This window comes from Rossellomorea sp. y25, assembly GCF_038049935.1.
Classification (GTDB): Bacteria; Bacillota; Bacilli; order Bacillales; family Bacillaceae_B; genus Rossellomorea.
Map to the genome: position 1 here is coordinate 1,548,270 of NZ_CP145886.1, position 25,981 is coordinate 1,574,250.

Annotated in this window: 27 protein-coding genes; 23 read left to right on the forward strand and 4 right to left on the reverse strand. The window is 42.7% G+C overall.

All coding sequences use genetic code 11. The features are described from left to right. The 11 genes from AAEM60_RS07735 to AAEM60_RS07785 all read left to right on the forward strand — a co-directional run bounded on the left by AAEM60_RS07735 (window position 1) and on the right by AAEM60_RS07785 (window position 11,444). Entirely contained in the window at window positions 1-783 is a 783-nt protein-coding gene (locus tag AAEM60_RS07735; RefSeq protein ID WP_341357982.1) for a fumarylacetoacetate hydrolase family protein, read from the forward strand. Window positions 784-795: 12 nt separating this feature from the next. After that, complete coding sequence (locus AAEM60_RS07740) at window positions 796-1,671, forward strand: acetaldehyde dehydrogenase (acetylating) (RefSeq protein WP_341357767.1); 876 nt, start codon at window positions 796-798, stop codon at window positions 1,669-1,671. A 36-nt stretch (window positions 1,672-1,707) separates the two neighbouring features. Further along, entirely contained in the window at window positions 1,708-2,724 is a 1,017-nt protein-coding gene (gene dmpG, locus AAEM60_RS07745; RefSeq protein ID WP_341357768.1) for a 4-hydroxy-2-oxovalerate aldolase, read from the forward strand. A 13-nt stretch (window positions 2,725-2,737) separates the two neighbouring features. Further along, window positions 2,738-3,538 carry a fumarylacetoacetate hydrolase family protein gene (locus AAEM60_RS07750; protein ID WP_341357769.1) on the forward strand — a complete coding sequence of 267 codons (801 nt, stop codon included), beginning with the start codon at window positions 2,738-2,740 and terminating at the stop codon, window positions 3,536-3,538. A gap of 2 nt (window positions 3,539-3,540) precedes the next feature. Continuing rightward, entirely contained in the window at window positions 3,541-3,720 is a 180-nt protein-coding gene (locus AAEM60_RS07755; RefSeq protein WP_341357770.1) for a tautomerase family protein, read from the forward strand. A gap of 35 nt (window positions 3,721-3,755) precedes the next feature. Further along, entirely contained in the window at window positions 3,756-4,295 is a 540-nt protein-coding gene (locus AAEM60_RS07760; protein ID WP_341357771.1) for an FAD synthetase family protein, read from the forward strand. Between the two features lie 59 nt (window positions 4,296-4,354). Next, a complete protein-coding gene (locus AAEM60_RS07765) occupies window positions 4,355-5,386 on the forward strand; it encodes a TRAP transporter substrate-binding protein (protein WP_341357772.1) in 1,032 nt (343 codons plus the stop codon). A gap of 26 nt (window positions 5,387-5,412) precedes the next feature. Then, complete coding sequence (locus tag AAEM60_RS07770; protein WP_341357773.1) at window positions 5,413-5,886, forward strand: TRAP transporter small permease; 474 nt, start codon at window positions 5,413-5,415, stop codon at window positions 5,884-5,886. Then, the gene (locus AAEM60_RS07775) at window positions 5,887-7,167 is read left to right on the forward strand and encodes a TRAP transporter large permease (RefSeq protein ID WP_341357774.1); all 1,281 of its coding nucleotides are present in this window, start codon (window positions 5,887-5,889) and stop codon (window positions 7,165-7,167) included. 167 nt (window positions 7,168-7,334) lie between these two features. Next, the gene (locus AAEM60_RS07780; protein ID WP_341357775.1) at window positions 7,335-9,737 is read left to right on the forward strand and encodes a M14 family zinc carboxypeptidase; all 2,403 of its coding nucleotides are present in this window, start codon (window positions 7,335-7,337) and stop codon (window positions 9,735-9,737) included. Window positions 9,738-9,887: 150 nt separating this feature from the next. After that, window positions 9,888-11,444, forward strand: a complete 1,557-nt coding sequence (locus AAEM60_RS07785; RefSeq protein ID WP_341357776.1) for a fatty acid--CoA ligase family protein — start codon at window positions 9,888-9,890, stop codon at window positions 11,442-11,444. Window positions 11,445-11,486: 42 nt separating this feature from the next. Here the strand turns inward: AAEM60_RS07785 and AAEM60_RS07790 are convergent, their stop codons facing one another. Next, window positions 11,487-11,816, reverse strand: a complete 330-nt coding sequence (locus tag AAEM60_RS07790) for a hypothetical protein (protein ID WP_341357777.1) — start codon at window positions 11,814-11,816, stop codon at window positions 11,487-11,489. 151 nt (window positions 11,817-11,967) lie between these two features. Here AAEM60_RS07790 and AAEM60_RS07795 point away from each other — a divergent pair, with 151 nt between their 5' ends. From AAEM60_RS07795 to AAEM60_RS07825, 7 genes are all read left to right on the forward strand, one after another. Next, window positions 11,968-12,744, forward strand: coding sequence for an enoyl-CoA hydratase-related protein (locus AAEM60_RS07795; protein WP_299740060.1), 777 nt, complete (start codon window positions 11,968-11,970; stop codon window positions 12,742-12,744). A 238-nt stretch (window positions 12,745-12,982) separates the two neighbouring features. Further along, window positions 12,983-14,584: a DcuS/MalK family sensor histidine kinase gene (dcuS, locus tag AAEM60_RS07800; RefSeq protein ID WP_341357778.1), complete on the forward strand. Its 1,602-nt coding sequence runs from the start codon at window positions 12,983-12,985 to the stop codon at window positions 14,582-14,584. Next, the gene (locus AAEM60_RS07805; protein WP_299740064.1) at window positions 14,577-15,284 is read left to right on the forward strand and encodes a response regulator; all 708 of its coding nucleotides are present in this window, start codon (window positions 14,577-14,579) and stop codon (window positions 15,282-15,284) included. The genes dcuS and AAEM60_RS07805 overlap by 8 nt, the downstream gene beginning before the upstream one ends. Before the next feature lie 123 nt (window positions 15,285-15,407). Further along, complete coding sequence (locus tag AAEM60_RS07810) at window positions 15,408-16,598, forward strand: NADP-dependent malic enzyme (protein ID WP_341357779.1); 1,191 nt, start codon at window positions 15,408-15,410, stop codon at window positions 16,596-16,598. 29 nt (window positions 16,599-16,627) lie between these two features. Further along, window positions 16,628-17,950 carry a 2-hydroxycarboxylate transporter family protein gene (locus tag AAEM60_RS07815; RefSeq protein ID WP_341357780.1) on the forward strand — a complete coding sequence of 441 codons (1,323 nt, stop codon included), beginning with the start codon at window positions 16,628-16,630 and terminating at the stop codon, window positions 17,948-17,950. A 70-nt stretch (window positions 17,951-18,020) separates the two neighbouring features. Then, window positions 18,021-18,926, forward strand: a complete 906-nt coding sequence (locus AAEM60_RS07820; protein ID WP_341357781.1) for an AEC family transporter — start codon at window positions 18,021-18,023, stop codon at window positions 18,924-18,926. 145 nt (window positions 18,927-19,071) lie between these two features. After that, window positions 19,072-20,322, forward strand: coding sequence for a YeeE/YedE family protein (locus tag AAEM60_RS07825; RefSeq protein WP_341357782.1), 1,251 nt, complete (start codon window positions 19,072-19,074; stop codon window positions 20,320-20,322). Window positions 20,323-20,377: 55 nt separating this feature from the next. Here the strand turns inward: AAEM60_RS07825 and AAEM60_RS07830 are convergent, their stop codons facing one another. After that, window positions 20,378-20,935, reverse strand: a complete 558-nt coding sequence (locus AAEM60_RS07830; RefSeq protein WP_299740074.1) for an XRE family transcriptional regulator — start codon at window positions 20,933-20,935, stop codon at window positions 20,378-20,380. A gap of 102 nt (window positions 20,936-21,037) precedes the next feature. Between AAEM60_RS07830 and AAEM60_RS07835 the strand changes: the two genes are divergently transcribed. The 4 genes from AAEM60_RS07835 (at window position 21,038) to AAEM60_RS07850 (ending at window position 24,001) form a co-directional block, all read left to right on the forward strand. Then, a complete protein-coding gene (locus AAEM60_RS07835; protein ID WP_299740076.1) occupies window positions 21,038-21,760 on the forward strand; it encodes an AzlC family ABC transporter permease in 723 nt (240 codons plus the stop codon). Further along, a complete protein-coding gene (locus AAEM60_RS07840; protein WP_341357783.1) occupies window positions 21,753-22,064 on the forward strand; it encodes an AzlD domain-containing protein in 312 nt (103 codons plus the stop codon). Before AAEM60_RS07835 ends, AAEM60_RS07840 begins: the two co-directional genes overlap by 8 nt. Before the next feature lie 130 nt (window positions 22,065-22,194). Then, the gene (locus AAEM60_RS07845) at window positions 22,195-23,466 is read left to right on the forward strand and encodes a M48 family metallopeptidase (protein ID WP_341357983.1); all 1,272 of its coding nucleotides are present in this window, start codon (window positions 22,195-22,197) and stop codon (window positions 23,464-23,466) included. Between the two features lie 298 nt (window positions 23,467-23,764). Next, the gene (locus tag AAEM60_RS07850; RefSeq protein ID WP_341357784.1) at window positions 23,765-24,001 is read left to right on the forward strand and encodes a hypothetical protein; all 237 of its coding nucleotides are present in this window, start codon (window positions 23,765-23,767) and stop codon (window positions 23,999-24,001) included. A 170-nt stretch (window positions 24,002-24,171) separates the two neighbouring features. On the opposite strand, the gene AAEM60_RS07855 is transcribed toward AAEM60_RS07850, so the two are convergent. Together AAEM60_RS07855 and AAEM60_RS07860 are read right to left on the reverse strand one after the other, a co-directional pair. After that, window positions 24,172-24,840 carry a DUF421 domain-containing protein gene (locus AAEM60_RS07855; RefSeq protein WP_299740084.1) on the reverse strand — a complete coding sequence of 223 codons (669 nt, stop codon included), beginning with the start codon at window positions 24,838-24,840 and terminating at the stop codon, window positions 24,172-24,174. 134 nt (window positions 24,841-24,974) lie between these two features. After that, on the reverse strand, window positions 24,975-25,211 hold the full coding sequence (locus tag AAEM60_RS07860; protein ID WP_299740086.1) for an IDEAL domain-containing protein: 237 nt from the start codon (window positions 25,209-25,211) through the stop codon (window positions 24,975-24,977). A 197-nt stretch (window positions 25,212-25,408) separates the two neighbouring features. Here AAEM60_RS07860 and AAEM60_RS07865 point away from each other — a divergent pair, with 197 nt between their 5' ends. Beyond that, entirely contained in the window at window positions 25,409-25,978 is a 570-nt protein-coding gene (locus AAEM60_RS07865; protein ID WP_299740088.1) for a competence protein ComK, read from the forward strand. Window positions 25,979-25,981 lie beyond the last annotated feature (3 nt).

Genomic DNA, 25,981 nt, shown 5'->3' on the forward strand with positions numbered 1-25,981 from the left:
ATGAGTGAAGAGATCAAGAACTTTTCAAATCAACTTATAGAAGCTGAGAGAAATAGAGAGGGGAGTAAACCTTTAACAGAATTAAAACCATCCATCACCATTCAAGAAGCCTATCACGTCCAACTGAAAACGATCGCAAGGAAAGTCGAAACGGGTGCGACCATAGTGGGCAAAAAAATTGGTCTCACGTCCATCGCCATGCAGGAACTACTTGGTGTCGATGAACCAGATTATGGACACCTTCTTGATGAAATGGCCATTGAGAACAATGGAACAGTGTTGAAGACTCAAGTTCTTCAACCTAGAGTGGAGGGGGAAATCGCCTTTGTCCTTAAAGAAGAATTGCGAGGTCCAAACGTAACTGTAGAAGATGTATTGAAGGCTACAGATTATGTATTACCCGCATTAGAAATTGTTGATAGCAGAATTACAGATTGGAAGATTAAATTACAAGACACGATTGCCGATAATGCTTCTTCAGGGTTATTTGTATTAGGGGATCGACCAGTATCAATAGAGGACGTCGATTTAAAAGAAGTAGGGATGAACTTCTATCGTAATGGTGAACTGATGAATACGGGGAAGGGTTCAGCAGCACTAGGAGATCCAGCATATTGTGTAGCGTGGCTTGCCAATAAACTGCATGAGTTTAATTTGACTCTGGAACCTGGGGAGTTGATCTTATCAGGAGCTTTATCAGCAGCTGTATACGCACACCCCGGTGATGGGTTCTCTGCCGTGTTTGATGGTCTAGGACAGGTTTCATGTACGTTTGAAAGGTAAGGAGGAAAAGAAATGAAAACGAAAGTTGCCATAATCGGGTCTGGGAATATAGGTACAGATTTAATGAAGAAATTGCTTCGTTCAGATGTATTGGAATTAACGGCAATGATTGGTATTGACTCAAATTCAGAAGGATTAAGAATGGCACAGGAACATGGTCTTTCAACATTTTCAAATGGGTTGGATGGGTTCTTAGAAAAACATGAATTGGCAGATGTATTATTTGATGCAACATCTGCAAAAGCCCATCGTCATCATGCTGAAGTATTAAAAAATCTCGGTAAGAAAGTGATTGATCTTACACCTGCTGCCATCGGCCCCTTTGTTGTTCCACCTGTAAACTTACACGAGTATCTACATGAACAAAATGTAAATATGATCACTTGTGGAGGGCAAGCGACCATTCCGATCGTGCACAGTATAAATTCAGTAGCTGAAGTGGAGTATGCAGAAATTGTTGCCACCATTTCCAGTAGAAGTGCCGGTCCGGGCACAAGAGCTAATATTGATGAATTTACAGTAACAACAGCCAAAGGTCTTGAAGTGATTGGAGGAGCTGAAAATGGAAAAGCGATTATCATTCTTAATCCAGCTGAACCTCCAATCTTAATGAGGGACACGGTTTATTGTTTAGTGAAAGGAAATGTGAATCAAAAAGAGATTACTCAATCTATCAAAAACATGGTAAATAGAGTGAGTGAATATGTTCCTGGATATCGCCTTCGAACCGATCCTATTTTTGAAGACAATAAAGTGACGGTTTTCCTTGAAGTGGAGGGCTCTGGTGACTACTTACCGAGTTATGCCGGAAACCTGGATATCATGACTTCATCTGCAGTGAAAGTAGGGGAAGAACTAGCTAAATATGTAATGACTCAGCGGGCATAATACTTCACCTCGAGTAAATGAGAAAGGAGAATGAGTGTGACAAATCGGGATATTACTGTGACAGAGGTAGCTTTAAGAGACGGAAGTCATGCTATCGGTCACAGCTATACAGTGGATCAAGTAATAAATGTAGCAAAAGCCTTAGATGAAGCAAATATTCCTTACATTGAAGTCTCCCATGGAGATGGATTAGGGGGTTCCTCCCTGCAATACGGGCTTTCAAAAACAAATGAATTTGATTTGATTTCAGCTGCTGTCTCGGTATGCAGACAAGCAAAGATAGGGATTCTGCTCTTACCTGGAATAGGAACGGTTAAAGAATTGAAAAAGGCAGAGCAAGCAGGTGCTAGGCTCGCTCGTATTGCTACTCATGTGACAGAAGCTGATGTATCAAAGCAACATATCCAAACGGCGAAAGAATTGGGTATGGAAACGGTCGGTTTCTTGATGATGGCTCACATGGCACCCATGGACAAATTGATACAGCAGGCGAAATTAATGGAAAGCTATGGAGCGGATACCATTTATATTGTAGATTCTGCAGGGGCCATGCTTCCTCATGAAGTAAGGGAAAGAGTGAAAGTATTAAAGCAAAGCATCCATGCAAATATTGGATTTCATGCCCATAACAATCTTTCACTGGCAATGGCCAATACTCTTGCAGCGATAGAAGAAGGAGCAACCTGGGTCGATGGGAGTGTCCGGTGTTTAGGTGCAGGTGCTGGAAATACACAAACAGAAGTCTTGATCTCGATACTGGCTCGCATGAACATTGAGACTGGGATCGATCATTATAAAATGATGGATCTGGCAGAGGATATTGTTGCACCGATTTTAGAAAAACCACAAGAAATTACAAAAGGGAGTTTAATTCTGGGTTATGCAGGTGTCTATTCTAGCTTCTTACTTCATGCACAAAAAGCGGCCAGGAAATTCAATGTTGATCCAAGAGATATTTTAGTGGAATTAGGCAGAAGGGGTGTCGTAGGGGGACAAGAAGATATGATTGTCGACGTCGCCAGCGAATTATCAAAGAAAGCTACTGTAAGGTAGAAAGGAGCCAAAAATGGAGACTAAAACACAGAACTTAATAGAATTAGCGAAAACCATTGATTTTCATCAGGTAAAAGGAATTGAAATGGATAAGATTACACTGGCTTATCCCAACTTAACGGTTGAAGAATCCTATGAAATTCAGAAATTATGGGAACAATGTGCCCTTCAAAGGGGAGATCATAAAATTGGATGGAAAATGGGGTTAACGAGTATCGCTAAACAACAATCGGTTGGTGTGAATGAACCAATTTATGGGAGACTAACTCAATCAATGGAGATCAATCAAGATTCTCTCTCTCTTCAAGGATTGATCCATCCCAGAGTAGAACCAGAAATTGCATTTGTAATGAAGAAAGCTTTAAAGGGAAGCCACTTAACACCTCGTGATGTTTGGAGTGCTACAGAATTTATCATGCCTGCAGTTGAGGTTATTGATAGCCGGTATAAAAATTTCTCTTTCACTTTAGTGGATGTTGTGGCAGATAATGCCTCTTCTTCTCGTTTTATACTGAGTGATCAAGCATATTCCCCTTTGAACCATTCACTTGGAAATCTGGAAGTTTCCATGTTTAGAAATGGAGAAAAAGTCCAATCTGGTCTGGGTTCTGCTGTTTTAGGCCACCCCGTCAAATCCATTATTGAATTAGCCAAAATGTTGGATCGAGATGGCCTTGGAATCGAAGCAGGGATGGTTATTTTAACGGGAGGAATAACCGAAGCAATTAATATTTATGATGGTGACTCTTTAAAGGTTGATTTTGGCCCACTTGGATTCATTGGTTTTAATGCGTGTAATGGGAAGGATGTATAAAGGTGCCGATTGCTCATCTTCATATTCTCGAAGGCAGGAGTCCCGAAGTAAAAGAAGAGCTTGTAAAATCTCTTACTCTTTCAATTTGTGAATGTTTACAAACAAAACCAGAACAAGTAAGAATTTTAATAAATGAAGTTCCAAATGGAAATTGGTCTGTTGGTGGAACGTTGAAAGAATAGTAAGTATTTAAGGTTTTTATTTGTTGGAGGTGCTTATGGTGCAAACACTTCATGGTCAGTCATTAACATTGCCTCAGTCCATTATAACAATTGGGGCATTTGACGGTGTACACAAAGGACATCAATCTGTGATTACTCATGTCGTACATGAAAGCAGAAAAAGAAGTATTCCAAGCGTAGTGTATACGTTTGATCCACCACCTCGTACTTATTTCAAAGGAGCTAAAATGCTTACCACCCTAGATGAGAAGTTGGAACGTATAGAGTCCCTGGGTGTTGATTATGCCGTTATAGCCAGTTTCAATAAAGAGTATCTTAAACAATCTTCTTCCCAATTTATAAATACTCTAATGAGTTTCCACCCGGAAGAAATATTTGTTGGGAACGATTTTAGATTTGGTAATGGCAGGGAAGGTAATGTGAAAACGCTCAGGCAATTTTTTAAGGTGAGCATGTTGAATCCTGTTTGTTGCGAGAAAGGAACAGTAATTTCCTCAACAAGAATAAGAAAGCTTATCGAGCAAGGGGAAAATTTTGAAGCTAGTAATCTGTTAGGTGTACATCTGCAACGTTAGAGAAAGCATTCATTGAATTTTCAATATTTGAAAACGCTTTAATAATGAATGAGGGGGAAATGAACGTGAAAAGTTTGAGAAAATGGGGATTAAACTTGTTGAGTCTTCTTCTTGTATTAGGTGTATTGAGTGCTTGCGGTTCCGGAGAATCAGAAAAAAGCAGTGGATCTGAAGATAATAAGGGCAAAACTTATACCTTTAAATTAGCTCATATTACACCACCGAGTCATATGTGGCATAAAGGGGCAGAAAAATTTAAAGAAGAGCTCGAAAAGAGATCAGAAGGTCGTATGAAAGTAGAAATTTATCCATCAAGTCAGTTGGGAACGGAAGCAGATATGGTAGAACAAATCGCTGCTGGCTCAGTCGATTTTGGTCTGATAACAGCTGCATATATGAGCTCAAGAGAACCTTCATTTGCTGCGTGGTTTACTCCTTATGCGTTTGAAGATTTAAATGCGGCAAATGAAGCAAGAGATTCAGAGGTAGCAAAGAAAATTCTCAATACGATCGATAAGCAAGGTTTAGTCGGCCTGGACTATTTATTCGCCGGACAACGTGTGATGTTGTTTAAAGATAAAGAAGTGAAGGACCCATCAGATATGAAGGGGTTAAAACTGCGTGTTACACCTAGTCCACCGATGCAGGATTTCTATCATTTCTCTGGCGCTTCTACCGAGGGGCTTCCATTACCGGAAGTATATTCAGCCGTTCAAACAGGTGTAATTGATGGAATGGACATGGATTTGGATGCAGCCATCACCAATAAATATCATGAAGTAGTTAAATATGGAGCGGTGACTAATCACATGGTTTGGCCTGCGGTGGCGATGATGAATAAAGGAACATTCGAAGGACTGTCTGAAGAAGACCAGAAAATTGTCCGTGAATCCATGGCGGCAGCCGCAGATTTCGCAGCCACTACAAGAGCTGGACAAGAGGAAGAGTTTAAACAGACTCTAAAAGATGAAGGTATGAAAATCTACGAGCTTGATTCTAAAGTATTTAAAGAACAGATGAAACAGTATGATGAGAAATATGGTCCGACAGATCCACTTATTCAAGAGTTTATTGATACCTTCCGTAAATAATAGATTAGCAATAGGGGGTAAAAATCATGAGAGCGATAAGTAACGGCATTTCTTCTATAGAAAAGATACTATCAATGATCCTGATGTTTTCGATGGCCGTTATCGTAACGTTAGCAGTCGGTTTTCGTTATATCCTTAATTCCCCATTATCATGGGCAGGAGAAGTTTCTATATTTCTCCTAATTTGGATTAGTTTTATAGGAGGGAGCTTGGGGCTGAAGTATAAGTCCCAAGCCTCCGTCACAATCGTATTAGAATATGTCTCTTCAAAAGTTAAAAGGATCATTCTTATTTTAGGGCATATGATAATGCTCGTTTTTCTCGTTCTCTTAATCTATTACAGCACTAGTTGGATTTTATCACCTAGTGTTGCCTATCAAAAATCCACAGCCATGTTAATACCAATGTGGATTCCTTATTCTGCAGTGCCATTGGGTCTTTCATTTGCAGGTATCCATGTATTATCTAACCTCTTTGATTTGGTAAGGGAGGGTAAGTAATTGACAATATTAGTGGTCTTTTGTTTCTTTATCCTCCTCTTTATGTCTGTACCTATCTCCCTTGTATTGGGAATCACAACCGTACTCTATTTCCTAGTAGTAGGAAACGTAACACTTTTGTCCTCTACTCCCATGAGGCTTTACTCAGGATTGGATAATTTCGGTTTATTGGCTATTCCTTTATTTATGCTGGCTGGAGAGTTAATGAATGGTGGTGGTATCACCACAAGATTAGTAAAGTTTGCAAGAGTCTTAATCGGTCATGTCAGGGGTGGTCTCGCGTATGTCACGATTATTGCTAACATGTTTTTAGCTTCCATACTGGGATCAGCTAATGCTCAGGCTGCCATGATGAGTAAAGTCATGGTTCCCGAAATGGAAAAAGAAGGTTATGATAGAGAGTTTTCGTCAGCATTAACATTAGCCTCTTCTATAGTAGCCCCCATCATTCCGCCCAGCATGATCTTTATCATCTATGGAACTCTATCTGGTACTTCGATTGGTGGTTTGTTCATGGCGGGAATCATTCCAGGTATCATGTATGGAATCGGTTTTATCAGCTTGATTGCCTTCCTTGGATATAAATATAATTTTAAGAAGTCGAAAAGAGCTTCTGCTAAAGAAATTATGACGAGTTCTTTCAGTGTACTCCCGGCATTACTTGTTCCGTTTATTATTATATTTGGTATATTAAGTGGAGCATTCACAGCTACGGAGTCTGCTGCTATCGCCTCTCTGGTAGCCTTTATTGTGGGAATGTTATTCTACAGGGAATTAAAGTGGAGAAAAATCCCTGGTATTTTAGTGAATACGGTGACGGCAACAGCGACGGTTACTTTTTTAATTGCAATGGCCAATATCTTTGGCTGGATGATAGCATTTGAACAAATCCCTCAAGCGATCGTAACGCAAATGACATCCTTATCTGATAACCCATTTGTATTCCTGTTATTGGTGAATATACTATTGCTATTACTAGGCGCGGTACTGGATGGAATTGCGGCTTTAATCATATTAGTCCCAGTCTTTATGCCGCTGATCACTGCATTTGAAATCGACCCGATTCATTTTGGCGTTATCATATGTATCAACCTGACTATAGGCCTTCTCACACCACCTGTTGGGACCGGTTTATTCATTGTTTCCTCGATTGCAGATGTGAAATTTGAAAGACTGGTTAAGGCAACCATGCCATTTCTCATGATGGGAATCTTCATTTTATTTATCATCACCTACTGGGAAGGGGCAGTGATGTGGATTCCGAATAAACTTGGGCTATAGGTAATTATGAATAAATTTGAATTGAAGGGCAGCTTTCTCTAAAAGATCGCTGCCCTGTTTGGTTTTGTAGGAAAATCCTACCAATCAAAATATAGGACTAAATATTTATGTACCGTTATGAATATTTATTCTATCATTAGACTATTACAGAATTTGGAGGTACATAAATGAAGCAAAAGATTATTGCAGGAATTGCCAGTTTTACTCTACTATCCACCACACCATTCAACGTTTTAGCAGAATCTCCACAAACGACGATTCAAAGTACTCAACTCGATGAGAAAGATAAAAGCTTGTTTAATAGCGAGCACTATGACTTTGTGAAGTACTCTGAGATTGAAGGGAAGCTTGATGCGATCGCACAGGAAAGCAATCGTGTAACTGTCGAGAAGAGCGAAACAAAATCAGCAGCAGGTCATGATATGTATGTAGTGACCGTTTCGGATGCGAAAGCGAAAGGGAAGTATGGTTACTATAAAGGTCTGCGTAAGAAAATGATCCAGTCGCCTGATAAAGCACAGGACTTTATCGATAAGCACCCTGATCTAAAGGTTCCGGTGATGATCAATGCATCGATTCACGGAACAGAATTTGTTGGAACAGACGCAGCTTTGCAATTAATCGAGCGCTTTGCCTCGGATAATGACGAACAAACGAAAGGGATTCTCGAAGATCATATCCTGATTTTCAATGTGGTAGCGAACCCGGATGGGCGTATTGATGCTACGCGTTTCAACGGAAATGGAATTGACCTCAACCGTGATTTTATCACTCAATCCCAGCCTGAAACAGAGCATATGGTAGACCTGATCACAGAATGGAATCCAATGGTATTCCTTGATCTCCATGGATATGTGAGAGGATATGGCGGCCCGACAAAGCCAGGTTTGATTGAGCCTTGTACGCCTCCTCATAATCCAAACTATGAATATGATCTGTATTCGAAGTGGGCAATGAATCAAGCAGAGGCGATGGAATCCAATATCGTTTCGAATAAAGAAAACTATGAAAATACTCATACGGAATCGTCAAAAGTAGATTATCAGAATATGGAAGGGACTTATATCCCGCAACGTGATGATTCTGCCGGATGGGATGATTATCCGCCGATCTTCACTCCAATGTATGCCATGTACCACGGGGCATATGGGTATACACTTGAAGCGCCGACCAATGATTGGGACGGGGTTCAATGGACCTATGATGCCGTGATGGGTGCACTGGGCTATGCGAGCGAGAACAAAGTGGATATGGTAAAAGATCAGATCGAAGTCTTTAAACGTGGTGTCCAGTTCGACCATCCGTTCCATACGGAAGGCCATTTCCCATCTGCTTATATTCTGCCGAATGATGAACAGGATCAAACGGCTACTTTGAAAGCCGTCCTTCATCTTCAAGATAATGATATTGTCGTAGAAGAAGCTCAGAAGGATTTCACGTTTGATGGCGTGACATATCCGAAAGGAACGTATATCGTACCGATGGAGCAAGCAAAAGCCGGCCTCGCGAACACCATGCTTTGGGACGGGGAAGACATCACTGAAGATACACCGAGTATGTATGATATCTCTGCCTGGAATCTGCCGGAATTATGGGGCTTCGATGCAGTGGAAGTAAGCAGTGACACTGAACTGAATGTTAAATCGAAACAAGTAAGAGCACTTAATGAAAGTGGAGACGTCATTGGGGACGGACCATATGCGATCCCGAATACCTCCGTGGAATCGATAGCGATTGCCAATCAATTATTAAATAGCGGACACACTCTTCACAGAGGTGAAGATGGAACAATGTATGCAGGTGCCGATGCAAAAGCAAAACTTTCCGACCTTGTGAAAAATACTGCTGTCACGATTTCTTCCCAATCTGTTCCTGTAGGAGCGAAAGAAATGACGTCCCGGCATGTAACCCTCTTGAAAGATGGAGGAATGAACAAAGCTCAATCCCACTCTGGAACGAAGCTTGCCCTGGAGCGTCTTGGCTTCGCGGTGGAAGAAAAGACTCCCGGACAGGTAGCAGAAGAGGGTCTGGGTTCAACAGATGTGTTTATTTATAACGGGAGATCGAACCTCATTTCCTATCAAAATAGTGTGGCCAATTCGGAATTCGGATTGAAGGATGCAGCACAATACGAAGCATTCAAAGCGAATGTGGAAGGTTTTGTAGCGGATGGTGGACAATATCTTGCCGTCGGTGCAGGTGCATCTCAAGCCACGACAAAGCTTGGAATAAGTGATGTGAAAGTGGAAACCGGCGGCTCCAACAGCAACGGAATCGTCCAATTATCACACACGGATTCTACTTACACAGCTGGTTACGAAACAGCAGACATTGGATTTGTTTATCAACCAACATGGTACACGAACACAGGTAATGCAGAAATTCTATCAAGCTATCAAAACAGCAGTGACTTCTTCCTGGCCGGACACTGGAAAGACAGTGAAGCAGCTCAAGGAAAGCCTGTTATCGTGAAGGATGAAAATGTATTATTGATCGGACTCGAACCAACTTTCCGTGATCATACGGATTATCTGTTCAGACTCGTTTCAAATGCGATTTTTGCACAATAAGAAAATGGAAGAGTCGTCCAAATTGGGCGGCTTTTTTTCATCATCATACTTGTATTAATACTATTCTTTATATAGAATATATTTTGAATACTTTTAATAGTTTGATGAATGACCATTCATTCAGTTTAACTGAAAAGGGGAGGGATACAATTGAATATCGCAACACGGTTAGACCAAATCGCTCAAGAGAAAGCAGATAAAACAGCCTATCATTTCTTAAATACCTCTAGTACATACGGGGAATTAAATGCAGCTGTATCGAAATTTGCAAGTGGCCTAGAGCAATCGGGTCTGAAAAAAGGGGATCACATCGCGCTTGTATTAGGGAATTCACCACATTTCGTCATTGGATTATATGGGGCATTACGAATGGGGTTAAAGGTTATACCAATCAATCCGATCTACACACCGGATGAAATTGGCTACATTCTGAAAAATGGTGACGTGAAAGCCATTGTCACTCTTGATTTGCTATTCCCATTAATCGAAAAGATGCAGCATCTATTATCCGATGTCGAGCAATTTATCCTGTGTGAATCAGGGGATGAACGGGCAAAGGACATTGATTTAGAGAAAATCTCGCTTGCATACCCTAAAATGAAATCGTTTACAAGTGTTCTTGGGAAGGGCGATCCTGCGTTTAAGGGGGAGGAAGTGGATGAAAATGAAGTAGCCATCATCCTTTACACCTCGGGAACGACGGGGAAACCGAAAGGCGCAATGCTGACACACAAAAATATTTATTCCAATGCAACCGATGTCGGCAGCTATTTACGAATGAATGAAGACGACACCGTCATTACAGCTCTGCCTATGTTTCACGTCTTCTGTCTGACAGTGGTCCTGAATGCGCCATTGATGACAGGGGCGACCCTTTTAATCGTTCCACGCTTCAGTCCAAAAGCCATTTTTGAACTGTCGAAGGCCTATCAGCCAACCGTATTTGCCGGCGTACCAACCATGTACAACTTCCTGTTCCAGTATCCTGAAGGAAATCCGGAAGATCTATCATCTCTCCGTCTCTGCATTTCAGGCGGAGCTTCCCTGCCGGTGGCCTTACTAAAAAACTTTGAAAAGAAATTCAACGTCATGATTTCTGAAGGCTATGGCCTATCCGAAGCGTCTCCTGTGACATGTTTCAACCCGCTGGATCGACCGAGAAAACCAGGATCCATCGGAACTTCAATCATGAACCTGGAGAATAAAGTCGTCGATGAACTGGGTGAAGAAGTACCAGTCGGACAAGTGGGCGAACTGATCGTCAAAGGCCCGAATGTCATGAAGGGCTATTACAAAATGGAAGAAGAAACAGCGGCAACGATCCGAGATGGCTGGTTATACACAGGTGACCTTGCCCGGATGGATGAAGAAGGCTACTTCTATATTGTGGACCGAAAGAAAGAACTGATCATCGTCGGGGGGTACAATGTCTACCCACGCGAGGTCGAAGAAGTGCTATACAATCATCCTGGAATCGTGGAAGCAGCGGTCATCGGTGTCCCACATCCGGAACTGGGTGAAGTCGTCAGCAGCTATGTTGTGAAAAGTGAACCATCCTTAACGGAACAGGACGTACTTAAGTATTGTAAAGAGCATCTTGCCAAGTACAAGCTGCCAGCATCGATCGAGTTCATTGATGAGCTGCCGAAGAATACAACAGGGAAAATTTTAAGAAGAGCGCTGAAAGAACAAGTGCTTCAATCATAAAAAAAGAAGATGTTCAGTGGATCACTGAGCATCTTTTTTACGTTATTTCATCGCCTTACTAGCCTGTAAGAGCTTCGATTCACCTTTTTCCCACGTTTCAACCTGTTCGATCGCCTGCTCGGGTGTGAATCCCTGCCCGACCAGTACACCTGACAGGATGAACTCCTGGAAGAGGTGGGTAAGGTTGATGCCTTCTTCCACTTCAGACAGGGCTCGGGTTACAAGTGGTTGAATATACTCAACCCATTGATCGGGAAGGCTTTGGGTTTCACGGTAGTAGTGTAGCCAGGCAATATCGTTTGCATATTGGTTTGAATAGGGATTCACCTGTTGATGCTGAAGGTAAGGGTTTTGATTTGAAGGATTATACAAAAGAAATACAGCTCCTTTATGGGTATATGTCACATTTAGTCTATTCACCCAACCAAGATATGTTCAACCTCGTTAAAAAATGAAAGGGTTTTCTCGGTTTGTGTCGAATCATACATAGGGAGGAATCAGTTAAAAAAAGGGGAGAACAAACATGGAATCAATCTTACTAGAACAAAAGGGCAATGTCGCCACTGTAACCATCAACCGATCTGAGGCAATGAACGCCTTTAATTACGATACGCTGAACGAACTCCAGCAGGTAGTCGAAGCACTCCGCATCAACCCGGACGTCAGAGTCGTCATCTTCACAGGAAGTGGAGAAAAAGCCTTCTCGGTTGGAGCCGATTTAAAAGAGCGCAAGACTCTGACTGAACAGCAAGTCATCCGCAACGTCTACAAAATAGGCGAAGTCTTTCAATCCGTCGCTACCCTCCCACAACCGACCATCGCCGCTATGAATGGCTACGCATTCGGCGGAGGAATGGAACTTGCCCTCGCCTGTGACTTCAGAATCGCAGTAGCAGGCACGACAATGGGACTGACCGAAACGAGCCTGGCCATCATCCCGGGAGCAGGGGGAACCCAGCGTCTGCCACGATTAGTAGGGGAATCAAAAGCGCTGGAACTAATTCTGACGGCTAAACGATTAACGTCAGAAGAAGCATTGGACATCGGACTGGTCACAAGAGTAGTAGAAAAAGAGAACTTCTTGGGTGAAGTCCATGCATTCGTGGAACCCATGCTGGCTAATGGCCCGATTGCCCTGCAGCAAGCTAAGTTTGCCGTAAAGAATGGTATGAACGTAGACCTGCAGACCGGATTACAGATTGAGAGAAAAGCATATGAGATTACCATTCCTACGGAAGACCGGGTGGAGGCTTTGTTGGCGTTTAGTCAGAAGCGGAAGCCGGAGTTTAAGGGGAAGTGATACAGGGTGGCTGAAAAGAACTCTTTTTTGGGGGTTCTTTTTGTTTTCGGTGCTTGAAGGGTAAAACCAGAAAGCAAAACATAGTACGCAACTTGAAAAAACGGTATTACAAACAAATGAAAATCTTCATTTAATCAAGAGGTTCCAACTTTGGAGCCTCTTTTTCACATGGCCCTTTTTAAACACCAAAAATCATGTAAAATAAAGAATCATACTAAAAAACACTGGAGTGACTCCTGTGAAAAAGAAACAGCTTAAACTAAGTACCATCATCATTCTCTTCGTATGCATCGTTGTCCTGGTATCACTTGTAATAACCGACTTGCTTATTTCCAGGACGATTAATGACAACATTGAGTCTAATATTGAAGAAAAGGCGAAAATCGTTTCCCGGACGGTCGCTCATTCCACGATTGTGAAGAGCGGTTTAGAGGGGGAAGGGAATGCAGATCGGATTCAGGAGTACACCCTTGATATCCAGAAATCAGCAGAGGTTCTGTTTGTAGTGGTCATGGATATGGAAGGGATACGTAAGTCTCACCCTGATCCTGATCGTATCGGCAAGCATTTTGTCGGCGGGGATGAGAAAGATGTACTCCAAGGGAAGGAAACATTGTCTATTTCAGAAGGGACTTTGGGCAAATCCGTCAGGGCATTTTCTCCTGTCTTTAATAATGAAAATCAACAGATAGGGGCTGTCGCAGTAGGGATTTCCCTGGGTAGCGTGGAGGAAGCATTGGACCAGAGTCATTGGAATATTTTAGTGGGATCTATGATCGGGATTATTGTTGGAGTCATTGGGGCCATTATTATAGCCAGGTACATAAAGAATATGTTGTTTGGGTTGGAGCCGATTACGATTGCGAAAATATTGGAAGAGCGAAATACGATGCTCCAGTCGGTTCATGAGGGGGTGGTGGCTGTCAATAAAGATACGACCATCTCATTAGTGAATAAGTCTGCCCTGAAAATATTTAATAAAGCGGGACTAAGCTCGGATCCGATTGGAATGCCCATCAAAGAATACATGCCACACACCCGGTTGGAAAGAGTCATCGCTACGGGGAAACCTGAGCTTGACGAGGAGCAAACGATCAATGGGGTATCTATCCTGGTAAACCGTGTTCCGTTAATCGTCAATGATGAAGTAGTCGGGGCGATATCCACCTTCCGTGATAAAACGGAAGTGAATCAATTGGCTGAGCAGTTAACGGGTGTCAAATCGTATGCGGAAACGCTCCGGGCCCAGTCGCATGAATTTATGAATAAGATGCATGTGATTCTGGGATTGGTGAAGATGAAGGATTACAATCATTTAAATCGCTACGTGAAAGAACTTGTTTCCCTACGGGTCGATGAAGTGAGCACGGTGACGTCGAAAGTGAAAGATCCTGCTTTGGCTGGTTTTATCATGGGGAAACTGAGCTATGCGAGGGAAAAGAACGTTGCATTGACCATTGAATGCCACGACTTTATCCCGGAACCCAAAGATCCTACTGTAACACATGAACTGATTACCGTGATTGGAAACCTATTGGATAATAGTGTTGAAGCAACGACAAATAGTGATGAAAAGGAAGTGCTGATGGAGCTATTCTATGAGGACGAGCAATTTGAAATGGTCGTGACGGATACAGGAGAAGGAATGGCGGATGAAATAGCAGAGGATATCTTCATCAAAGGATACTCTTCTAAAGGGGAAGGAAGAGGATACGGTCTCTTCTTAGTGAAAGAAAGTCTCCGTAAATTGAATGGAACCCTGCACGTCGAATCAAAGGTAGGCTCGGGAACGACGATGATTGTTCAAGCTTCATATAAGGAGGGGAAGAAGATTGATTAATGTATTGATCGTGGAAGATGATCCGATGGTGGCACGGTTTAATCAAAAGTATCTGGAAGAGATCAAAGGGTTTCATTTAATAGGAATCTCTAATTCGATTGAAGATGCCTCGGCGAAAGTAAGTGAGTATAAGATTGATCTGGTTTTATTGGATGTTTATATGCCTGGGAAACAAACCGGGATGGATTTGTTAGAGCAAATACGGAAGGAACAGCGGGAGACAGATGTCATCCTCATCACAGCCGCATCAGAAGTCGATAATATCCAGAGCGCACTTCGCATGGGGGTAGTGGATTATTTGATCAAGCCTTTTGAATTTGAACGGTTTAAAAAAGCATTGACGACTTATCGGGAGAGTAATCGGATGCTTCAAAAGCAATCTACCATCGATCAAAGTGAACTCGATTTACTTTTACTTAGGGATGTGCAAGCCGGGGAGAAGGCACCCCTCCCTAAAGGATTGACGAGCAGTACATTATCGTCTATCTACGACGAGATTGTGAGTTTCGAGGAAGAGTCGTTTTCAACAGATGATATTGCAGACGTGACGTCCATTTCACGGGTGTCGATCAGAAAGTACCTCAGGTTTTTAAAAAGTATCGGCGTGGTGGATGAGACCCTGATCTATGGTGTCGGAAGGCCGGTCTATCAATATACAAGGAACAAACTGAATAGCTCACGCATTCAAAGCTATTTGTAAGCAGCCTATCCGGCTGCTTTTTTTAATTTTAAAAGTCAAACAATAGTTTCATAATCTATGAAAAGGTAAAGCGTTTTCATATGATGGGTATACATTGTAAGCGATTACGTTAGGAGCGATTGGATGACTCGAAAGAATTTAAAGGAAGAAGCATTATCCATACATGAATCTCATGCAGGGAAAATTGAAGTGGTGAGTAAGATTGATATTTCATCTGAAGAAGATCTTAGTCTTGTCTATACACCGGGTGTCGCCGATGTATGTAAGACGATAGCCGAGGATCCCAGGCACGCCAATACGCTGACATCGAAAGGAAACATGGTGGCCATCATCACAGACGGTACAGCTGTATTGGGTCTTGGTGATATCGGTCCAGAAGCCGCGATCCCGGTCATGGAAGGGAAAAGCATGTTGTTTAAGAAGTTCGCCGGAATAGATGCCTTCCCCCTTAGTTTGGATACGAAGGATGTAGATGAAATCGTCACGATTATTAAAGCCTTGTCTCCTTCTTTTGGAGGGATCAATCTGGAGGATATTTCAGCGCCGCGCTGCTTTGAAATTGAAAACCGGTTAAAAAAAGAGTTGGATATTCCCGTTTTCCATGATGATCAGCATGGTACGGCCATAGTCGTCCTAGGCGCGTTAGTCAATGCGCTGAAGGTCGTAAACAAATCATATAAGAAAGTGAAAATTGTCATCAATGGGGCGGGGGCAGCTGGAATCGCGATTGCCGAACTCCTTTTATTCGCAGGTTATGAAAATATTACTCTCGTAAGTTTAGAAGGTGTACTGTGCAAGGGGGAGAAATGGATGAATGCTACCCAGGCGAAAATTTCTACACGCACGAACCTGCTGGGGGTGCGGGGTGAATTATCGGATGCGATAAAAGGAGCCGATGTATTTATCGGTGTATCCGGGCCTGGAGCCCTCAAGAAAGAGTATATTAAAACGATGAATGAGCAGCCGATTGTGTTTGCCATGGCCAATCCGATTCCTGAAATTTATCCGGAGGAAGCATTGGAAGCAGGCGCAGCGGTAGTAGGGACGGGAAGATCGGATTATCCGAACCAGGTCAATAATCTTCTCGCTTTCCCTGGGATATTCAGAGGAGCGCTGGATGCGAAAGCAAAGGATATCACAATGGAAATGAAAGTGGCCGCTTCCTATGCCATAGCCGATGTGATCAGCTCTTCTGAATTGAACCCTCAATATATTATTCCGAACGCGCTTGATTCCCGTGTGGCAGAAAAAGTCGGGGAGTCCGTGCGAAAGATTGCATGTAAGGAAAGCAAAGCAAACAGTTCAGTTTCGTAATTTTTATAATGACAAAGGGGATGATCAAGATGGGACAAGCAGCATCAACACTTTCATATAAGAAGGAGAAAACAAAAGAGAATGTGACGCTTACGAAAGATCGATCGCTTCAGATTTTCAATATGCCGATCCTTTGGTTCCTGATCTTTACGGGAATCACGCTAGCCAGCTTGTATACGGGAAACCTTCCAGGGGGAATGATCGGTAGTCTTCTCGTCATGATGGTTCTTGGGGAATTATTCGGATGGTTAGGAGACCGTACGCCGATTGTGAAAACATTCCTTGGCGGAGGTGCCATCATTGCGATCTTTGGATCTGCTTTTATGGTTTACGCAGGTTTACTTCCGGAAGCCACCGTCACGTCCATGACTGACTTTATGAAATCAGGCGGTTTTTTGAATTTCTATATTGCTGCATTAATTACGGGAAGTATTTTAGGAATGAATTCAAAGGTTTTAGTTAAAGTGGGTCTGCGCTATTTCCTACCGATTTTCGGAGCGGTAGCCGGAGCCGTGATAGTAGCAGGAATCTTTGGATCTCTTGTCGGATTTACCCTTCAAGAAGCCATCCTCGTCATTACGATGCCGATCATGGGTGGCGGAATGGGAGCTGGAGCTGTTCCCATGAGTCAAATCTATTCTGAAATGATGGGGAATGATCCAAGCTATTATATCTCCATGCTCGTGCCAGCACTGGCATTAGGGAATGTATTTGCAATTATTTTAGCATCGGTTCTTGATATTATCGGAAAAAAAGTACCTTCCCTAAGTGGAAACGGTCAGCTTATGAAAGGTTTTACTTATGAGAAGACAAAGCAGAAGTATAATATTGAAAAGATGGGAGTGGGCTTACTCGCTGCCCTGACATTCTTCACGGTGGGGACATTGCTGGGATCCTTTCTTCCCCTTCATCCATATGCCATCATGATCATTCTTGTGGCTGCAGCGAAGATTTCTAACATGATCCCTCAAAATGTCGTAGAGGGAGCCAGTCAGTGGTATCAATTTGTAGCCAGCAACTGGACGTTCGCTTTATTATTTGGGATCGGTGTCGCGTACACGGACTTAGATACCGTTCTTGCTGCGTTGACGCTGCAATATATCTTGACTGTATTCGGAGTCGTTTTAGGAGCGATCCTCGGTGCGGCGATCCTTGGCAAAGTCGTTGGCTTTTACCCGATTGAAGCAGCGATCACCGCAGGGCTATGCATGGCGAATATGGGAGGAACGGGAGATGTTGCTGTGTTGTCAGCATCGAAACGAATGGAGCTTATGCCTTTCGCTCAAATCTCTTCCCGATTAGGCGGCGCATTGATCCTGCTGTTAGCCGGATTAATTATCCCGCTGTTGTAAATATGGTACACTTAGGCTTGACTCTAGTAGTCAAGCCTATCTTTCATATTAATAGATTGTGGTGACGTAAATGGACGTAATATTGATTGTACTGCCTGCATTACTGGTCTTTGCTGTTGGATATATCGGCCAAAAGAAACTTGGTTTCGAGATCAATTCGATTTCGAAGATGGCCATTTACTTAATGTATCCATTTCTGGCATTCAAGACATTTTACGAGAATGAACTGAATATGGATTATCTTTATATTTTTCTTTTTTGTATCGCGCTTTGTGTGATCCTGATTGTTTCTATTAAAATAGTGGCGAGGTTTAAAAACTATTCTAAACCGAAAGTATCGGCCATGATTTTATCCGGGGTATTCATGAACAGCGGCAACTATGGAGTACCGATCATCCTATTCGCTTTCGGTGAGCTCGGTTTTCGCTATGCGGTCATAATGATGGTGATCCAGTCATTTCTGATGAATACAATCGGCCTCTATTATGCTGTCAGTGGCAGTGATAAAAAGAGGGAAACGAGCGAAATCTGGATGAAGATCGTCAAGATGCCGATTCTGCATGGTGCTTTTCTTGGGTTGGGTTTTCAATTGTTTCATCTTGATGTGCCGGTGTTTATGAGTCAGACCATTGATCTGATTTCCCAGGCAACGATTCCTACGATTATGGTGGTGTTAGGAATGCAATTAGCGACATTGGGAGGGAAGAAGGTGGAAAGAGGCGCCCTTTCCTTTATTGTGATCATGCGAATGGTAGCTTCACCCATCATAGCTCTGGTCGTCGTTTCTTTCCTGCCTATTTCTACTATGCTGGGATCGATCCTCATTATTTTGGCAAGCATGCCGACTGCTGCGAATACGACGATGTTTTCATTGCAGTTCAACACAGAGCCTGATTTAGTGTCGACAAGTACCCTTGTCACTACACTTTTGAGCATTGTGACGATTCCGATTATGTTGGCTCTTGTATCCTTATAGAAGCGAAGCTGCTTGAGATGTATCAAGCAGCTTTTTTAAATAGAAGAAAGGAAGTAGAAGTCTATCTTTTTGACAACTGTTCTCGAATCTATTACTATTGTAAAATAAATTCCAACAAATTCAATCAGATTAAGGAGGATTATTCATGGCTGGCTATGTTCAACCGATTAATGAACAAAAGGGCCCGGAGAAAGCGAGTACCGAATTGAACCCGCCACAGACCTTTTTAGTGGCTGGCGGTTTAATCGTTACAGCGATACTTGGGCTATACTTACTCTTTACACAAGACATTGCCCAAACCGTGTTATTGGTTCTAGGGCTGCTGTTAGGATATACATTATTTCATGCAAGATTCGGATTCACCTCTGCCTTCCGCAGAGTGATGTCTGTAGGGAACGGGCAGGCACTGCGGGCACATATGGTGATGCTTGCCGTTGCCGTAACGCTGTTTGCTCCGATCCTTGCGACAGGGTTTACATTCTTTGGCGGAGAAGCGGCAGGTTATGTATCACCCGTTGGTGTAAGTTTACTGGTAGGTGCCTTCCTGTTTGGGATTGGGATGCAGCTTGGAGGAGGCTGTGCTTCAGGTACCCTTTACGCAATCGGCGGCGGCCGCTCCGTTATGTTCATCACATTGCTATTCTTTATTGTCGGTGCCACAGTCGGAGCCTATCATCTTCCATTTTGGACAGAGGAATTGCCGTCCTTCAAACCTATTTCATTAGCAACTTCTACCGGATTAGGTTATTTCGGGGCGTGGGTCGTTTCGATTTTATTCTTTGGATTCATTGCGTGGATTACACTGCGGGTGGAGAAGAAGAAAAAACCGCCCCGCATGGCGACACTTCCAACATCAAAGGGATGGAAACGGATTTTACGTGGATCTTGGCCCCTTTTGGCAGCAGCGATTGTATTGGCTGTGTTAAATGCTCTTACTCTCATGACACGGGGGAATCCTTGGGGGATCACTTCTGCCTTTGCTCTATGGGGATCAAAGGTTGCCGGAATGTTCGGGGTCGACGTAGCAGGCTGGGGCTATTGGACAGGAGCCAATGCTGAAGCTCTTCAAGCATCGATCTTTGCTGATTCCACAACGGTATTAAACTTCGGTGTCATCCTTGGAGCATTTCTTGCATCTGCTGCAGGAGGCCTGTTCCGTTTTAATAAAATCACCGGGAAAAATGCCATGGCGTCCGTCATTGGTGGACTGCTGATGGGATACGGTGCACGTTTGGCATTCGGATGTAACATTGGTGCTTATTTCGGAGGGATTGCTTCCTTCAGTCTTCACGGTTATATTTGGGGGATCCTTGCCCTTGGCGGTACGTTCCTGGCACTATATCTTCGTCCGCTATTCGGATTGTCGGTGCCGAAACCGAAGGATACATTTTGCTAGCTGGATAGTTTGAAAAAGTCCTGCATGTAGTTTCACATGCAGGACTTTTTTGGGATTATTCACCGCCATAATAAATAACCATCTGGCACACAGCTGTTTCTCCTGAATCATTTACATATTCATGCCCTGAGTCAGCGGCAAAACGAATCGAACTTCCTTCTGTCAGCTCATAGGTTTCTTCGCCAATTTTAAGGGCAATCTTCCCCGACAGCACCGTGATATATTCCTCTACCCCCTTCGTATGGCCTTCATTCCGATACAAGCAGCCCGGTTTCATTTCAACCCGGTAGCTTTCCCATTTTTTCAGGGGATCGAAGGGGAAGATGGGATACACGATGTAATTGCCGTTATCTTCAAGAACAGGTTGAACGTCTTGATAATGAATGATGGATATTTGATTGCTTGGCTTTTCAATCAGTGAAGAGAAGGATACCTTCAAGCCATTGGCGATCTTCCATAGAATCGCGACGGTCGGATTCGAATCACCTCGTTCAATTTGACCGATCATCGCCTTGCTTACACCGGTGCGCTCTGCCATCTGCTCAAGGCTGAAGCCGCGCTCCCTGCGGATCTTCCGTATATTATCACCAATTTGAATCGGGAAATTTTCCATGCTAAAACTCCTCTTGTATACTATAGCGTCTATATGTATAATATAATAAATTATCAAAAAATTAAAATAGTAAATTACTTCTATTATAAAGGATGTGAGAGGATGGAGGCACTGCTTTCTACGAAAAAAGTGAGTGATTTTCGTCTGGGCCTGCAGGGAGGACTCAGCATTGCCATCGGATATATGCCTGTTGCGTTAACCTTTGGGTTGTTGGCACGGACAACCGGCCTCACGGTCACGGAAACGGTACTGATGAGCATGCTCGTGTTTGCAGGGGCTGCTCAATACATATCACTGAGTCTGATAGCGGTTGGTACTGGTATCATTGAAATTATTCTTACAACGTTCATCGTAAACATCCGTCACTTCCTGATGTCGGCTTCTTTAAGTGAAAAGCTCGAGGAAGACCGTTTGTTTAAAAAGCTTTTTTATGCGTTTGGGATTACGGATGAAACCTTCACGGTCATCAGCGTCAAAGATGGCAAAGTAAGAACGGGTTTTGCCGTCGGGGTGATGCTCATTTCATACGGGAGCTGGGTCGTGAACTCTGGTGTAGGCTACTTCATTGGGGAAATCCTTCCCGAGTTTCTACAAGCGAGTATGACGATCGCTCTTTATGCCATGTTTGTGGGACTCCTCGTTCCTTCCATGAAAAAAAGTGTCAAGGTCACGTTTTTAGCTGTAGTGGCCGGTGCGTTGAATAGCATCCTGCTTTTCACGACGAACCTTTCAAACGGATGGTCGATTGTACTTGCTACCCTCGTATCAGCCGTGATTGTGGAATTGGTTGTCATAATGAAGGGAGGAGAGAGAGCGAATGAATAGCGCGATTGTGTTGATGATCATCGGTATGGCGATTGTCACGTATATTCCCAGAATGCTTCCTTTCCTCGTATTTAAAGGGAAAGAGCTGCCTCCATTTCTTCAAGGGGTATTAAAGAATGTTCCCTTCGCCGTATTAGGCGCTTTAATTTTTCCGAGCATCCTTTTGATTCAAGAGGGGAATCTTATGTTTGGAGCCGTCGGGACGGCAGCCGCATTTGTCATCGCCTTTCTTGGTGCCAACGTCATCGTTGTGGTGATTGGGGCGATTTCAGTACTGTCTTTGTATTCGGTGTTCTTGATGTAAGCCGCGATTCGGGTCGCGGCTTTTTTAATTGGAGGGGGATTTCGCGATTTCTGCCGTAATGTGTTTAGGTTCTAAATCTTTGGACAGGGTATTACATATAGTAATGAAGACATTGAAGGGAGGAAATATGTTGGCTAAAAAATGGGCACTTCGTTCAATCCTGGCTTATTTGCTATTAGGCTTGTTTCTATATGTGTATTTATTTTTCTTGGCGGATTCTACTTTGCCTGACATGTACAACGGAAGCAGTGCTGATCCAGCCACCTTTATGAATGATAAAGAAATTATGCTGAGTGAGGATTTTTCTAAAATCAAGAATCTCCTGTTTTTCTTATCCACTCCTTATGAATGGTTGTTTTATTTCCTGATCCTGATCCTCGGGGTCTCGCGTGTGTTTGAGAAGTGGGCGAGGGGCACAGTGAAAAATGGTTTCCTGCAAACGGCCATTTATTTATTCTGGTTATCGATTGCTTCTTTTGTAGCGATTTTTCCTCTTCAGTATATTTCCTATAAAATTTCGAAGAGCTACAATATTTCCACCCAAACCTTTGCCATGTGGATGAAGGATGAGGTCACGGATTTCTGGGTGAATTACCTGCTTATGTTCATCATTGTTTCTGTGTTATATGGTTTGATGAAACGATTCAAACAGCGCTGGTGGCTGGCAGCCTGGGCATTGTCTGTGCCATTTACGGTTTTCATGATGTTCGTGCAGCCTGTATTGATCGATCCGTTATACAATGACTTCTATCCACTGAAAGATAAAGCGTTAGAAGAGCAAATCCTGACTCTTGCAGACAAGGCGAAAATCCCTGCAGACCACGTGTTTGAAGTCGATATGTCGGAGAAGACGAACTCCCTGAACGCCTATGTTACCGGTGTAGGATCCAATTCCCGGATTGTCCTCTGGGATACGACACTTGAAAAATTAACAGACGAGGAAATTCTGTTTGTAATGGCTCATGAAATGGCTCACTATGTGGAGAAGCATATCTATATAGGCATTGCGATATACCTGATCCTATCCTTTTTTGGATTATTCCTGACGGCCAAGCTGATGAGAGGGATCGTCGCCAATCATAAAGAGGACATGAAAGTATCGAACGTGTCGAACTTGAGCTCATTACCTCTGTTCTTGATGATTACGTCCATGCTGCTGTTCACTGTCAGTCCCCTTAGTAACTGGATCTCCCGCTACCAGGAAACGAGGGCTGACCGATATGCAATAGAAATGACGAGCGACAAAGAAGCCGCCATTTCATCTTTCCAAAAGTTATCCAAGGTGGGATTATCTCAGGTCAATCCGCCTTTACTTGTGAAGATTTTCCGTTACGGCCATCCGACGATGCTTGAACGACTGACGATGCTTGAAGAGTATGAAACAGAGAAAGATACAGAGTAAAGGGGTAATACTGAGGATAGGTTCTCCCTCTATAAATTGAAAGAGTGTGCATGACATGAAGGACGACTTGTGGTAGGAAGCGAGTCGTTTTTTTATTGTGTCTATTTCTAAATCCTATTCCTGAAATTCCAAATTTCAGTGCACAATCCTCGTAAATATGGTAAAATAAGGAATTGTATAGTTGGGTTTTTCAGTTTATTAAAACTGGCAGGGGGCGGGGAAAATCAAGTATCAAAAAGCTTGGATATTATTTATTCGTTTTATGTTTACCGTTTTAGCGTTAATCGGTTTACCTTTTTTGAGTTATCTTGAAACTGGCCGCCCGATGATGGAGTGGTCTTTGATCATTGGGATATTAGTTACCCTGATCATCATCTACGTAAACGGAGATGGATATTTTTACAAAAAGGGGCAGCATTTGATCAAAGAAGAAAAGAAGAGGTTTTATCATTCCATTTCTTTCTGGACGGCTTTTGTTTATACCGCCGTAGCATTATACTTTACGATTAAAACTTATGGGAATTTACTACATTAGATCTTCCTTGAATGGAATTTCAATATGATGAGGAAGAAGCCGCCAGTCCGTCTTTTACAAATAGAATAGGTGAAATGTATCAAGTGAAACGGTCCGTCACTTTGAGGAGACCCGACCATACGTTTATTTTTAATAAAGGAATAATGAAAAAAGCCTGGTTCTTAAAAAGACTAGGCTTTTTCTCTTTTACTGATAATCAGGTTCTTCGCTTTCTCTGTCATATAAGCGAAAATTACATCTTTGTAATGAAGTCCGGAGTTCGTTAGTTGAGCTTCCAGCCATTCTTGCGATTTCCCAAGGAGCACCAGGTTCCGCGTTTGGATTTTACCATCCACAATCACTGAAATCGGCAATCCCTCGTCATCGATTTTAAGGCCGAGATGCTGGACGGTAACAGGGGTGTTTTCCACCTTTGGAATGATGCTTACTTCACCTATCGGCTCGAGCATGGCGTAGTCCACGTCTGAAATCTTCGGGTAACCTTGTGAGCGTAGAATGGACGTCAACTGAATCAGCGATATCTTAGATTTCTCAAGGTTGTCCTCTAGAATTTCACCATTTTTAATCAGCAAGGTAGGTTCTCCAAGAAAGAAACGGTTTCCCCATTGACTTAAGGTCATGAATGAAAACAGAACATGCAGTCCTACTAAAATGACGAGAGATGCAATCGTCGGCCAGAATTCTGTAGAGATTAAGGGCTCAGAGGCAATGGTCCCGACAATGATAATCGCCACAAGATCATAAGGGGTCATTTGTACAATTGTGGATTTTCCCATCAGTCGCATAGCGGCAATGGTAATTAAGTAGAGGACAAGTACTTTTATTAGCAGGATCATCATATTCGCTCCAAAGTGTATAGGTTAGCTTTAGGATGTACTATTTAAATTGAAGTAATTCATGAAATGGAGGGGGTCCAATGGCCCGTCCATTAAAAAAGGAATAGCTGACTCTGTGGAGAGTCAGCTATTATTTATCATCCGTAGCTTAGGTTCAGTTCGTTTAATTCTTTTGTTAATTTCATGAACAAAGGTTTATTTTTCTTATCCAGGGCGGCGTCAATGTCTGTCAGGAGTTTTGTCTTACGGGTCGTCAGAATGCTTTCATGCAACACCATGTCAATATAGATCTCCATTACACTTCTCTCAGCGGCTTTCTTCCGGGTCATCGCAGAAGCTTTCATCATTTCGGTATAGGACTTTTTGTTTTCCATATACGGTCACCCCTGAATTCTTTTTATTAGTATATGGGGTAAGTAGTAAAAATTCAACTAAAAAATTAAATATTCTGATAATTTTTTACTCATAAACGGGTGGCGTGCAGTAAATTTCAGAATTTTTAAAAATATAGGAGACAACCCTCGGAATTTGTGGTATTATTTTGGTGAAAAATGTAAATGGAGGCGATGAAATGAGAGAAAAATCTCGAATTATAGAAGAATATGAAGTGAATCCCCATACGATGATCCTGCAGCCTATTGAGTACGGTGCCAGGACATTTACCAAGATCATAGAGGTAGATGACGTGCTAGTCTCCCCATTTAAACCGTTTGATATTTTGAAGAAGAGCTGTGAATTCTTTGGTTCCTCCTATGAAGGAAGAAAAGAAGGCACCAAGAGACTTACGGGTATTATCTACAAAGCTCCCATCATGGTGAATCCTCAGATGTCCATTTATCTTTTTCCAACATCATCTCCTGTCAAGCAAGAATGTGCCTGGGTTTCCCACTCCCATGTTCGTGGGTATGAACGATCGACAAATGGATCGACGAAGGTATATCTTCAAAACAATGAGTCCTGCACGGTTCCGATTTCATATAGTTCCTTTGAAAATCAAATGCTTCGCACCTCTGATTTGCGTATTGCATATACACAGCGGGTGGCAGAAATGGAAAGTAAATATAATACGAAGGTTCACACTGAAGCGAGTAACATAAAAACGTTTTATCTCAATCCAACTATCAAAAAAGCTGATGCGTGAGAT